The 12,148-nt window shown below is 57.0% G+C and carries 9 protein-coding genes and 3 pseudogenes; 9 read left to right on the top strand and 3 right to left on the bottom strand.

Going from position 1 to position 12,148, the window contains the following annotated elements; genetic code table 11:
- The first annotated feature begins 215 nt into the window (after window positions 1-215).
- Window positions 216-1,343, top strand: a complete 1,128-nt coding sequence (locus ACIQU2_RS06155; protein ID WP_347804937.1) for a GGDEF domain-containing protein — start codon at window positions 216-218, stop codon at window positions 1,341-1,343.
- A gap of 311 nt (window positions 1,344-1,654) precedes the next feature.
- On the opposite strand, the gene ACIQU2_RS06150 is transcribed toward ACIQU2_RS06155, so the two are convergent.
- Entirely contained in the window at window positions 1,655-1,780 is a 126-nt protein-coding gene (locus tag ACIQU2_RS06150) for a hypothetical protein (RefSeq protein WP_403139408.1), read from the bottom strand.
- A 697-nt stretch (window positions 1,781-2,477) separates the two neighbouring features.
- Between ACIQU2_RS06150 and ACIQU2_RS06145 the strand changes: the two genes are divergently transcribed.
- The 3 genes from ACIQU2_RS06145 (at window position 2,478) to ACIQU2_RS06135 (ending at window position 5,415) form a co-directional block, all read left to right on the top strand.
- The gene (locus ACIQU2_RS06145; RefSeq protein ID WP_403139406.1) at window positions 2,478-3,854 is read left to right on the top strand and encodes a cytochrome ubiquinol oxidase subunit I; all 1,377 of its coding nucleotides are present in this window, start codon (window positions 2,478-2,480) and stop codon (window positions 3,852-3,854) included.
- Window positions 3,855-3,866: 12 nt separating this feature from the next.
- On the top strand, window positions 3,867-4,868 hold the full coding sequence (gene cydB, locus ACIQU2_RS06140; protein ID WP_347804940.1) for a cytochrome d ubiquinol oxidase subunit II: 1,002 nt from the start codon (window positions 3,867-3,869) through the stop codon (window positions 4,866-4,868).
- 310 nt (window positions 4,869-5,178) lie between these two features.
- Complete coding sequence (locus tag ACIQU2_RS06135; protein WP_403139404.1) at window positions 5,179-5,415, top strand: hypothetical protein; 237 nt, start codon at window positions 5,179-5,181, stop codon at window positions 5,413-5,415.
- Between the two features lie 377 nt (window positions 5,416-5,792).
- Here ACIQU2_RS06135 and proP read toward each other — a convergent pair.
- Both proP and ACIQU2_RS06125 read right to left on the bottom strand, forming a co-directional pair.
- Window positions 5,793-7,297, bottom strand: a pseudogene (gene proP / locus ACIQU2_RS06130) (glycine betaine/L-proline transporter ProP).
- A gap of 182 nt (window positions 7,298-7,479) precedes the next feature.
- Window positions 7,480-7,705 (bottom strand): annotated as a pseudogene (locus tag ACIQU2_RS06125) (LLM class flavin-dependent oxidoreductase); the annotation flags it as partial.
- Window positions 7,706-7,797: 92 nt separating this feature from the next.
- Between ACIQU2_RS06125 and ACIQU2_RS06120 the strand changes: the two are divergent.
- The 5 genes and pseudogenes from ACIQU2_RS06120 to ACIQU2_RS06100 all read left to right on the top strand — a co-directional run.
- A pseudogene (locus tag ACIQU2_RS06120) lies at window positions 7,798-8,108 on the top strand (OprD family outer membrane porin); the annotation flags it as partial.
- Between the two features lie 20 nt (window positions 8,109-8,128).
- The gene (locus tag ACIQU2_RS06115; RefSeq protein WP_347805978.1) at window positions 8,129-8,374 is read left to right on the top strand and encodes a hypothetical protein; all 246 of its coding nucleotides are present in this window, start codon (window positions 8,129-8,131) and stop codon (window positions 8,372-8,374) included.
- Between the two features lie 95 nt (window positions 8,375-8,469).
- Window positions 8,470-11,031: a nitrite reductase large subunit NirB gene (gene nirB, locus ACIQU2_RS06110; protein ID WP_347805979.1), complete on the top strand. Its 2,562-nt coding sequence runs from the start codon at window positions 8,470-8,472 to the stop codon at window positions 11,029-11,031.
- Window positions 11,031-11,408 (top strand): nitrite reductase small subunit NirD, encoded by a 378-nt coding sequence (nirD, locus tag ACIQU2_RS06105; protein ID WP_347805980.1) that lies wholly within the window; start codon window positions 11,031-11,033, stop codon window positions 11,406-11,408. Before nirB ends, nirD begins: the two co-directional genes overlap by 1 nt.
- Before the next feature lie 40 nt (window positions 11,409-11,448).
- Complete coding sequence (locus ACIQU2_RS06100) at window positions 11,449-11,889, top strand: CBS domain-containing protein (RefSeq protein WP_129444742.1); 441 nt, start codon at window positions 11,449-11,451, stop codon at window positions 11,887-11,889.
- Window positions 11,890-12,148: the final 259 nt, after the last annotated feature.

Raw genomic sequence — 12,148 nt, 5'->3', positions numbered from 1 at the left:
GAGTTTTGAGCAATCTTGTCGCAGGACAAGGGGCGAAGAATGAGGCTAGAAAGAAGAAATTCAGGTATTCCGAGGTGGTATCCGTCAAACCTGTCCCTTAGCCGATGCGATTAACAGCGAGTTTTGTAGTCAGCAATGCTTGTGAATCGGTTGTTTGCTTTGGTGGCAAGGTGCCACAATAGTTTCTGACGCAGCATCATGATCAGGCGGATCAAATGGATGTCCCAACATCTCGGAATAACCAGGATTTTTTCATAGTAGAGCAGGTGCGAACTGACCGATTGCATCAGCTGTTCCGCCAATCAGTTTCTGCGGTTTTCGGTAGTTACCTAGCTGCCGTCATTCTGTGTTGGATGTGCTGGGATCGTTTTGAGCACAGCGTCGTTGTTTGGTGGATACCCATACTGACGGGATCGACGTTGTTGCGGATCTCGATGTTCATTGCCTATTTTCGCAGCCAGGAAAGTGAGCGCACACCTCAACGATGGGAGTGGAAATACTGGAGCACGCTAGTGTTATCTGCCGGTATCTGGGGCGCAGGGGCATTAGCTGTAATGCCACCAAACGACCTTTTGTCGCAGACCTTGGTCATGCTCTTTACCGTCGGAATGTCGGTCAGTGCGGTGTCCTGCTACTCCGCCTATCGATACATGACGTTAGTGTCCATCGGCTTGGTTTTGTTGCCGTGCACCACATGGCTGCTGTTTCAATCGTCAGCGATGCAGGTCGGTATGGCACTGGCCGTTTTAGTGTTCACGTCATTTGTGGCCAGCGCTACACGCAGTCTATCCGATGCATTGGAAACAGCCTTCCGTCTGACACGTGAAATCGAGCGGGCGCATAGCATTTCCACCCGTGCAGCACAGACCGATGAGCTCACTGGCCTGAAAAATCGTCGAGCTTTCTTTGACCATGCCCAGCAGTTGCATGATTACTGTAAGAATAACCGGTTGCCTTTGTGCGCCGTGATGTTGGATATGGATCACTTCAAGCATATCAACGACACCTATGGTCATCAGGTCGGGGATCAGGTTCTGCGTCAGATGGGTGTGGTCATCAGTACGTCCTTTCGTGAAACTGACGTCCATGGCAGGCTGGGTGGCGAGGAGTTCGCTGTTCTGCTCCCGGACACCTCCATTGAGGTTGCCGTTAAGATTGCTGAACAACTCATCCAGACTATCGCCGGATTGATGACTGAGCCTGTTCACTGCATAACAGCCAGCCTCGGCGTAGCGTCAACGGATACCGGTGATAACGATCTGCACAGCTTGATGAACAGTGCCGATAAAGCACTGTATCGAGCAAAAGCGCTTGGACGTAATCAAGTCGCTGTCGCTGAGTAAATCTGGTGTGTGTCAATTGTCAGAAACGGGGTCGATGGATTCATCGGTCGGGGTAGGGGTAGTGCTCCTAAATCGAGCATTTCCCTCCGAAAATTTTCCGGGGGCAACTACAGCCAACTCTGGGGGAAATGCCCTGTAAATGGGGCGACAGTATGGGGTGGGTGACTCGACTCCGGGTATTTAGCTTTTCTGGTGGACGCAAACTCAAACTCCCGCACCTCTGGCGGCTGGTCAGCGCAGATCATGAACCTCATTTGTCATCGCCCGTTCACTGGCAATGTGGTTAACACGATCATCTCCTGGGTAGCCGCCTACATGGTTGCTGTGATCATCGCTAGATTCACTTCGAAAATGACCTGCGTGATCGCCGCCAACGCCCCCAACTGCATGAACGCCATGGTAATCGCCTGGCTCGGAGTGAGCGCCAGAGCGGTCATAGGATAAATTCCTGGAGTGACCCTATCCGGAATGCCCATCGTAATGGCCGCTGCCGCAGCGCCCACTGCTGCTATTACCGCCGCCAAGATCACTGCCAGCGCGATTCGCAGTCGTTACTACTGTCACCGTCGCTTTCATTACCATGAACACCTCCGTTGTTGATTCCGCTGCCGGCCGTTTATGCCCTCCTAGGCATGAACACAGTCTCAAAAGATGGGGACTGTAAAAAGTGCCAAAGCAAGGCCAGGGCCAATAGCAAGAATCTCGACGAGAACATTCACTCGTGGAAATTTTACGAGCGGAATGAGGTAAGTTCAGCAGGGAAAGCTATTGTCTATTTGTTCACCTTGCCAGCTGCAGCCCAATCAGCTCGTCCCTGAAGTGGCTGGCAGGGTGAACTCTCTGTTTATCGTTTTGCATCGTATGATCTAAAAACATGAACACCTATCGAGAGGGAAGCATTGAAACCAGTCGACCATTTTTGGCCGATGCCTCCCGCATGATTCTGCCTGTCCAGAGGGGAAGATTTTGAGCTTTGACTTTCGGAATCATTGCCACCCAAGAGAATCAACCGACCAATACATTGGACATGTGCCATGCCTCTTCCCGCCAACACCTTAGGCTGTCTTCCTAGCCATCGTTCGCTGCTGCTAATTGCTGATTCCTACGCTCATTGGCTAACGGTGCGTGTACAGCATGGACGCGGTTGATTCTGCGCTAATAGCGGCGCGTGCCCAGTTCGCGATCACCATAAGTTTTCATATCGTGCTGGCGGCCTTCACCATCGGCTTGGCCAACTTTCTGGTCGTGCTCGAAGCACTGTGGCTGTGGCGCGGGCGAAGGATCTACCTGGACGTCTACCTTTACTGGCTAAAAGTGTTTGCCCTCAACGTCGCGGTAGGCACCGCCTCGGGTCTGATTCTGGAATACCAGTTCGGGCTAAATTGGTCGCGGCTTTCGACTCAGGCAGGAGATATTCTCGGCCCGTTGATGTTCTATGAAGTGCTGGCGGCGTTTTTCCTGGAAGCTGGTTTTCTTGGCATCATGTTATTCGGATTGAAAAAAGTTGGCCCTCGTCTGCATTTCTTTGCTACCTGCGCGGTAGCCCTCGGATCGCTGATCAGCGCGTTTTGGATTTTGTCGGCCAATTCCTGGATGCAGACACCCGCCGGTTACTCCATTGGCGCCGATGGCCGCTTCATTGCCGAAAACTGGTGGGCGATCATCTTCAATCCGTCGTTCCCTTACCGGCTTGTGCATATGACGTTGGCCGCGCTGATCGGCAGCGCCACGCTGGTGGCCGGTGTCAGCGCCTGGCAGCTATTACGGGGGGCCGAGAACCCGCGAGCTCGGCTTGCATACTCCATGGCGCTGTGGGTGATTGTGTTGCTCACACCTGTGCAAATCCTGGTGGGAGATCTTCATGGTGAGCACAGCCTTAAAGTACAGCCGCAAAAGGTCGCTGCCATCGAAGGCTCCTGGACTCGCCCGCCTGATGGCGCAGGCGAACCATTACGCTTGTTCGCACTTCCGGACATGGCTGAGCGACGCAATCATTGGGAAGTGGCGATTCCGCGCATAGGGTCGCTCTACTTGCGGCATGACCTGAGTGGCACCATCGCCGCCCTGGATGAATTTCCGCCTGAGGACATCCCGCCTGTACCAACGGTGTTCTTCGCCTTCCGTTTCATGGTCGGCTTGGGCCTGTTGATGGTGGGACAGGGCTTGGCCAGTCTGGTGTTGCGCTGGCGACAACGGCTGTACGCAGCGCGTTGGATGCTCCGAGTCTGTGTGCTGATGGCCCCGGCTGGATTTCTGGCGATGTTGAGTGGTTGGGTGGTAACCGAAGTCGGACGCCAACCCTTCACCGTCTATGGTTTGCTGCGCACGGCTGACAGCCTGTCTTCGGTGTCTCGACAGCAGGTGGTAGGGTCAACGTGGACGATCCTGTCGTTTTATGTGGCGATCTTTGGCGTGGGTCTATGGGTGTTGCTGCGACTACTGCATGAGCCTCCTCACGAGGGCGAGCCCGGGCCGCAACCTACTCTGGCTGACGAGACGGGTAAACCTTGAGGGAATACATCCATGTTGGAGAATGACTGGATAATCCTGCTGTCCGCTGCGGCCCTGGCGTTCTCGGTATTGAACTACGTGCTGTTGGACGGCACTGATCTTGGTGTTGGCGTACTGCTCGGCCTTACCCGATGTAGTCAGCACCGTCGTACCATGGCCGTGACCATCTTGCCGATCTGGGACGCCAATGAAACCTGGCTGGTGCTGGGAGGCGGGGGGTTACTGGCCTTGTTTCCGCTGGCTTACGCCACCTTGCTGCCGGCGCTTTATCTGCCGTTTATCGCGATGTTTTTGGCGCTGGTTCTTCGCGCGGTAGCGCTAGAATTTCGAGACTACTCGCCCAGCTATCGTATCAAACGCATGGTCGACGGCTTGCTGCTGGTCGGTTCGCTGCTGGCCGGGGCAACTCAGGGGATTGTGTTGGGTACGCTTGTACAAGGCGTGCCTAATCAGGGCGGGCAGTACAGCGGGGACGGCTGGGAGTGGTCAGGTCTGTTTCCGCTGTATTGTGGCGCGGTGCTCGTGGCGGGCTACACGTGGTTGGGCGCCTGCTGGTTGTATTGGCGCACTGTAGAAGATCTGCAACGACGATCAGGTCGACAGGCGAGGGCGCTGGCCATCGTAACCCTGGTGCTTCTGGCCGTGTTGGTTGTCTGGACAGCGACACTGGACACTCAATATGCGCATCGGCTTTCCAATCGTCTTGTCTGGCTGCCGGCCGCAACACTACTCATTGCACTGCTGATCGGCTTCATTTTGGGTTTTCGAAGCCGCCGGCAGTATCTGCCGCTGTTCGCAGCATTGGGGATCTTCGTTTTGGCGTTCGCATTGATGATCGCAGCGCTATATCCGTTGATTGTCCCGCCGCACCTGACCTTGCAAGCTGCCGCCTCCAGTCCGAACAGTCAGGTTTTCATGTTGGTGGGTTTCGCCGTGCTGATACCGGTGACGCTCATCTACAACACCTATGGCTTCAGAGTTTTCAGCGGAAAGGTTCGTGCCGCTCGTGATTGACCGCAGCCTTTCAACGCTGGCCAACCCAATACTGGTGTACGGCGCTCTGCAAGCCTTGCACCGGGGCTATCTCCTTTAACGTCAGGGATTTAAGGCATAGTTTCTGTGCTCACCTATGCGCTAGACGGTAGCCATGACAGGAGAGTTAAACGCCAAGTGCTGACAGCTCCCAGAAGTGCAAGTGCAGGTCGATTTACCGAGGCGCATATATAGCTCCTCGATAACCAATCTTGGGGTCTGCAGTTGAGCTAAAAGCTGATCAGTAGGTCAGAATAATCAGCTGCATTTGTCCCCATACAAGGATCCCACCATGCGCAAATACATCCTGGAATACCTGTTCAACGGCGAATCCCGCACACGCATATTTGAACTCAAGCAGTCTCAGCTGCCCTTACATGAGGCGGCGATGCACCTGCTACAGCTGCATTTTGGGGATGGGGAGAACAGCCTGATCATGCCCACTGCGGACGCGACGCCGGAGGAGATTTTAGAGCAGGCTGAGCTGGTGGGGCTGACGCAGATTAAGGTCGTCGATCAATCCAGTTGATGCCAGGTGCAGCGTCCAGCAAAGCGCGCCTCGGCATATAGGGCTGCTTTTGGCCGATTGCTGTCCGTCACGATGGGCTGAATACGACCCATAGGAGACTTTCAAACCAGAGAAAACAGATCCGTGTCTGCCTGGTGATTGCCCTACAACTAAGCGTCAGACTGTTTTTTTGCCAGCCCGATGGCTGTAGTCATATGAGGTACCGCGTAGGCCTTGTACCAATGATTCATTCCCGCAATAGCTTTCTGAGCAGGTGCCGTGTCGGCTGCCCCGATCAATTCCGCGCAAGCCTGCGCTTCAATGGTGTTCTTCAGGTTACGTCGAGTGGGTCTCTGTGGACAGCATTGAACGGCAGCTACTGGACAATAGTGCCCCCGTTATCCGATTCGCGGATGCTGCTGCACGAGATGCTCACGTTTAGCTTCCAGCTCGGCGATTTCTGCGTCGATGTTCTCGATCTCCTGCTCGATGTTGTCGTGATGCTCCTGCAGCAGTTCGTGCGCTTCCTCAATGTCGGAAGCCGCCGGAGCTGCACCACGCAACGGTTTATTCGCCGTTTCTTTCATCGTCACACCGGTAATCAAACCCACCACGGCAATCACCATCAGGTAGTAGGCCGGCATGTACAGATTTTGCGTGCTTTCCACCAGCCAGGCCACGGCGGCAGGGGTCAGACCCGCGATCAACACCGAGACGTTGAAGGCGCTGGCCAGGGCGCTGTAGCGGATGTGAGTGGGAAACATCGCCGGTAGGGTGGAAGCCATCACGCCGATGAAAAAGTTGAGCAGCACCGCCAGCACCAGCAAACCGGAAAAGATCAGGCCGATCTTGCCACTGTTGATCAGCATGAAGGCCGGGATGGCGAGGAAGAACAGACCGACGCTACCGCAGATAATGAAGGGGCGGCGGCCAATCTTGTCGCTGATGAAACCGATCATCGGCTGGACGAATAACATGCCGACCATGATCGCGATGATGATCAACACGCCGTGATTTTCGCTGTAGTGCAAGTTGTGTGTCAGGTAGCTCGGCATGTAGGTGAGCAGCATGTAGTAGGTGACGTTGGTGGCCGCCACTACGCCGATGCAGGTCATCAGACTGCGCCAGTGCTGGGTGGCCACCTCCTTGAAAGACACTTTCGGGCCTCTGGCAAGGCCTTCGCGCGATCACCCTGTTCCAGTTGTTCGACATGCTGCTGGAACGCCGGTGTCTCCTCCAGCGCGTGACGCAGGTAGAGCCCGATCATGCCCAGGGGCAGGGCGAGGAAGAAGGGCAGGCGCCAGCCCCATGCCTCAAACTGCTCTTCGCCCAGAATGGTGGAAATCAGCACGACCAGGCCTGCGCCAAAGACGAAGCCGGCGATCGAGCCGAAGTCCAGCCAGCTGCCAAGGAAACCGCGCTTGCGATCTGGGGCATATTCGGCGACGAAGATCGAGGCGCCGGTGTATTCACCGCCCACTGAAAAACCTTGGGCCATTTTAGCGAGCAGCAGGAGGATCGGCGCCCAGATGCCAATCGAGGCATACGACGGAATCAGCCCGATGGCGAAGGTGCTGAGCGACATGATCACGATGGTGGCCGCCAGGACTTTCTGCCGACCGTACTTATCGCCCAACGTACCGAAAAACAAACCACCCAGAGGCCTGATCAGGAAGGGAACCGAGAAGGTGGCCAACGCAGCAATCATCTGCACACCGGGATCAGCGCCTGGGAAAAATACCTTGCCGAGAACATAGGCAACAAAACCATAGACGCCGAAATCGAACCACTCCATCGCGTTGCCGAGTGCAGCGGCCGTGATCGCCTTGCGCATTTTCGCGTCATCGACAATGGTGATGTCTTCCAATCCGATCGGATTGACGGTTTTCTCACGTGATTTCATGCGAGCCACTCTGTAACTGATCTGTCCTTATGCAAACCGCTGAGCTTCGGTGTGGCGCAGGCCAGACGAGTTTGCCTTTACCGATGCCATCTTTTTGATAGCACGGCTTCTTTCTGATCAGATACAAGAGAACACGAAAGAATTCACATCTCGCCGTTATTTTTTGCTAGCGGCAACAGCTGTCAACGCGTCTGGTCGAAACGAAACGATGCCCCATATGCCGACGCGGGCAAGCGACTCGCACGATCGACGCGCAACCTTGAGCGGAAAGTGCCGCCCTTAGGTTCGGTGCGAAAGAAGCCGCGCTTCTGCAACTCGGGAATGATCAGTTTGACAAAGTCTTCAAAGCTACCGGGGCTAATCAGGGGGGTTGAGCATGTAACCGCTGGTACCGGATATCCGGGCGTGCATGAGACCTATGTTGGATTGCTGTGGATACTGAAGATCGGCCTCAAGATTTCGATATTCGGCTGCGCTGGCCGTATGCCTTGCCAGGGAACGCGCGCTATGACCTGAACATGGCCGGTTACGGCATTCCCCGCCTGACCTTCGGCGCCCTGTACGTGCGCGGCAGCGGCATCGACGGTACGCACATGGACCCCAACTGTGGTTACAAGTGGTTGGGTTACGGGCAGGGCGGCAAGCACTGGGAACGTGATCTGCAGGCCAAATACGTGGTGCAGTCGGGCGTCGCGAAAAACCTCGCGTTCAGCCTGCGCCATGCGGTTCATCGCGGGAATGCGGTGCAAGCGGAGCTGGACGCCAATCAGACCGCCTGGCGATCGAATACCCGCTGGGTGGTAAATTCTGAACCGGAACGGGATCGCCTTTGTGCACTTTTATAAGGCCGCGCAACACGCCTCTGCACTATGCGAAGGCAAACATCGGGCTTTGATGGGCGCCCGTGGTCAACGTTTACTGGCGCAAGGACTGCCAACGGCCAACTGGCACAAAGTCTGCAAGACACTGTTCAGGCCCACTGTGAATGCAGTCGAGTGGGCAGCCCCCTCGGTCAACGACGATCGATTGGCCGAACAGGTCGCGGGCAACATCGGTGGATCCGGCATAGATGCCTGACCTGGCACCGTAAACGAACAGGCAAAGACGCCTGGAACCGCAAGGTTTCAGGCGTTTTTTTTTGCTTTTTGAACAGCTATCGACGGGTGTCTCTTATGAATTCCAATGTTGCCACTTTGAACAAGCTGCAAACGCTGATCGTGATCGGCAATGGCATGGTCGGACATCATTGTGTCGAACAGCTGATCGAACGCGGTGCCCTTGATCACTATCGACTGCACGTGTTCAGCGAAGAGCCGATGCGTGCCTACGACCGCGTGCACCTGTCCGAGTATTTCTCCGGCCGTGATGCCGAGTCGCTGGCCCTCGGTGAAGCCTCGCTGTACCAGACCCCGGGCGTCACGCTGCATCTGGGGGTGCCGGTCCTGGAAATCGACCGTACACGCCGTCAGGTGATCACCGCGCAAGGCTGTGTCTCCTACGACAAATTGGTGCTGGCCACCGGGTCCTATCCGTTTGTGCCGCCGATCGAAGGCGCCGAGGGCGATTCGCGTCTGGTGTATCGCACCCTTGAAGACCTCGACGCCATTCGTGCCGCGGCAAGCAACGCCCGACGCGGTGTGGTGGTCGGCGGTGGCTTGCTGGGCCTGGAAGCGGCCAACGCGCTGAAAACCCTGGGGCTGGAAGCCCATGTGGTGGAATTCGCCCCGCGCCTGATGCCGGTGCAGCTGGACGAGTACGGTGGCCTGGCGCTCAAGGCGCAGATCGAACGCCTCGGCGTCGGCGTGCATTTGTCGCGCGGCACGCAATCGATCAGCGCAGGCGAGGAATACCGCTATCGGATGAACTTCGCCAATGACGAATTCCTTGAAACCGACCTGATCGTGTTTTCCGCCGGTATCCGTGCGCAAGACGCACTGGCCCGTCAATGCTCGCTGGAAGTCGGCCCGCGCGGCGGTGTGGTGATTGACGATCAATGCCAGAGCAGCGATCCAAACATCTATGCCATCGGCGAGTGTGCCGCGTGGAACGGCAGCATTTTTGGCCTGGTCGCCCCGGGCTACCAAATGGCGCGCGGTGTTGCCGCATTGCTGTGCAACGAAACCGCCGAGCCGTTCATGGGCGCGGACATGTCGACCAAGCTCAAGCTGCTGGGCGTCGATGTCGGCTCCATCGGCGACGCCCACGGCAGCACACCGGGCGCGCGCAGCTATCAGTTCATCGACGAAACCACGGCCAGCTATCGACGCTTGGTGGTGGACGCGACCGGCAAGCACGTACTCGGTGCGGTGTTGGTCGGTGACAACAGCTATTACGACACGCTGCTGCAATACATGCAGAACGCGATTGCGCTGCCGGCGGAACCCGCCAGCCTGATTCTGCCATCGTCCGAAGGCGCGCCGACCTTGGGTCCAGGCGCGTTGCCCGAAGCGGCCACGGTGTGCTCGTGCCACAACGTCACCAAGGGTTCCATTTGCTCGGCCATCGACGGTGGCTGCACCGACCTCGGCCTGCTCAAATCGCAGACCAAGGCCTGCACCGGTTGCGGCGGTTGTGCCGGGCTGCTCAAGCAGGTTTTCGAACATGAGTTGATTGCCCGAGGCGTCAGCGTCGACAAGAGCCTGTGCGAACACTTCGCCTATACCCGCCAAGAACTTTATGCGCTGGTGCGGGTAGAAGGGGTGATCACTTTCGAAGAACTGCTGGCCAAGCATGGCCGTGGCCACACCGGTTGCGACGTGTGCAAACCGGCGGTGGGTTCGATCCTCGCGTCGTGCTGGAACCAGCCGATCATGGACGCCTCACTGGTGCCGCTGCAGGACACCAACGACACCTTCATGGCCAACATGCAGAAAAACGGCACCTATTCGGTGGTGCCACGCATCCCCGGTGGTGAGATCACCGCCGACAAACTGATCGCGATCGGTGTGGTGGCGAAGAAGTACGACCTCTACACCAAAATCACCGGCGGCCAGCGTATCGACCTGTTTGGCGCGCAGTTGCATGAACTGCCGGACATCTGGGCCGAGCTGATTGAGGCCGGTTTCGAAACCGGGCACGCCTACGGCAAATCGACCCGCACGGTGAAGTCGTGTGTCGGCAGCACCTGGTGCCGTTATGGCGTGCAAGACAGCGTGCAAATGGCCCTGACCATCGAGGACCGCTACAAGGGCCTGCGCTCGCCGCACAAACTCAAATTCGCGGTGTCCGGTTGCACCCGGGAATGCGCCGAGGCTCAGAGCAAAGACGTTGGCGTGATCGCCACCGAGAAAGGCTGGAATCTTTACATCGCCGGCAACGGCGGCATGCGTCCACGTCACGCCGAGCTGTTCGCCACCGACCTCGACGATGCGACCCTGATCCGCTACATCGACCGCTTCCTGATGTTCTACATCCGCACCGCCGACAAATTGCAGCGTACCTCGGTGTGGCGCGAAAGCCTGGAAGGCGGCCTCGATTACCTCAAGGACGTGATCATCAACGACAGCCTCGGGCTCGGTGAAGAGCTCGAATCGCAGATGCAGTTGGTGGTCAATCGCTATGAATGCGAGTGGGCCAACGCCCTCAAAGACCCGGAAAAACTCAAGCGCTTCCGTACCTTCGTCAACGATAAACGCCCGGACCCGGACATCCACTTTGTCCAGGAACGCGGCCAGCGGCGCCCGATCATGGCCGCCGAACTCAACCTTATCCCTGTTACCGAGGAGATTGTCTGATGAGCCAGTCCAATACCCAACGCATCGATTCCCTGGAAAGCACCGAGGCCTGGCAAACGGTGTGCGAGCAACAGGACCTGGTCAGCAACTCCGGCGTTGTCGTTTGGTTCGACGGCGCGCAAGTGGCGCTGTTCTACCTGCCGGGTGCCGAGGGTCGGACCCTCTACGCCATCGACAACCATGACCCGCAATCCGGGGCGAATGTCATCGGTCGCGGGTTGGTGGGCAGCATTAAGGGGGATCTGGTGGTTGCATCGCCGATCTACAAACAGCATTTCCGCCTTGAGGACGGCAGCTGCCTGGAGTACCCGCAACAGCGACTGCGTGTTTGGCCCGTGCGGTTGAACAGCGGCGTGGTGGAAGTCGGGGTGGCTTGAGCCTGTTCAACAGCATCGCGTATCCGCATCGGAGGCATTTATGAAAACAGCCGCACAATTGCTGAAACTCAAGGTCGTGCAAAACCGTCAGGTGCACAGCATCGCGCCCGATGAGATGGTGCTTGAAGCGCTGAGGATCATGGCTGAAAAGAACGTGGGCGCGCTTCCGGTGATCGAGGCCGGGCAGGTGGTTGGCGTGATCAGCGAGCGCGACTATGCGCGCAAGGTAGTTCTGCAGGGGCGCTCTTCGGTTGGTACGCCGGTGCGCGACATCATGAGCGCGCCCGTGGTGACCGCCGACAGTCAGCAGAGCATCGAGCGTTGCATGGCGGTCATGACCGACAGCCATTTGCGTCACTTGCCGGTGGTGGATGGTGGCGAACTGATTGGTCTGTTATCGATTGGGGATTTGGTCAAGGAAGCCATCGTTGAACAGGCTGATCTGATTCGGCAGCTGGAGCATTACATTCGTGGGCACTGAACAGGTCGGTGCCACGGTGTTCACTTAAGGTTGGGGGACATATCCGTTTCTGCGGTGATGGCTGCTGGCGGTTTCGCTTTTACAGCCATCCCTTTCAAGGTCTTTTGGCTTTGGCGGCCTTGAGTACCCGATCTGTCGACACGTGGGCATTTACTGCCTTGCCCTCAAGCCACTCCTTTGATTTGGGCACCTTCGGACCTCGTTTGCTTTTGGCGACGGTTTTTGGCGGGACGTTTCTGGCCAGCGCCAGCAAGTGCTG

It is taken from the genome of Pseudomonas sp. NPDC098740, from assembly GCF_044760065.1.
Taxonomy (GTDB): Bacteria; Pseudomonadota; Gammaproteobacteria; order Pseudomonadales; family Pseudomonadaceae; genus Aquipseudomonas; species Aquipseudomonas rossensis.
This window is presented reverse-complemented; position numbering and strand designations above follow the sequence as displayed.

Coding starts and splice junctions, on each gene's coding strand:
- nirD (WP_347805980.1), top strand. CDS start 11,031: ATGAGCCAGTCCAATACCCAACGCATCGATTCCCTGGAAAGCACCGAG.
- ACIQU2_RS06100 (WP_129444742.1), top strand. CDS start 11,449: ATGAAAACAGCCGCACAATTGCTGAAACTCAAGGTCGTGCAAAACCGT.
- ACIQU2_RS06135 (WP_403139404.1), top strand. CDS start 5,179: ATGCGCAAATACATCCTGGAATACCTGTTCAACGGCGAATCCCGCACA.
- ACIQU2_RS06155 (WP_347804937.1), top strand. CDS start 216: ATGGATGTCCCAACATCTCGGAATAACCAGGATTTTTTCATAGTAGAG.
- ACIQU2_RS06145 (WP_403139406.1), top strand. CDS start 2,478: ATGGACGCGGTTGATTCTGCGCTAATAGCGGCGCGTGCCCAGTTCGCG.
- cydB (WP_347804940.1), top strand. CDS start 3,867: ATGTTGGAGAATGACTGGATAATCCTGCTGTCCGCTGCGGCCCTGGCG.
- ACIQU2_RS06150 (WP_403139408.1), bottom strand. CDS start 1,780: ATGACCGCTCTGGCGCTCACTCCGAGCCAGGCGATTACCATGGCGTTC.
- nirB (WP_347805979.1), top strand. CDS start 8,470: ATGAATTCCAATGTTGCCACTTTGAACAAGCTGCAAACGCTGATCGTG.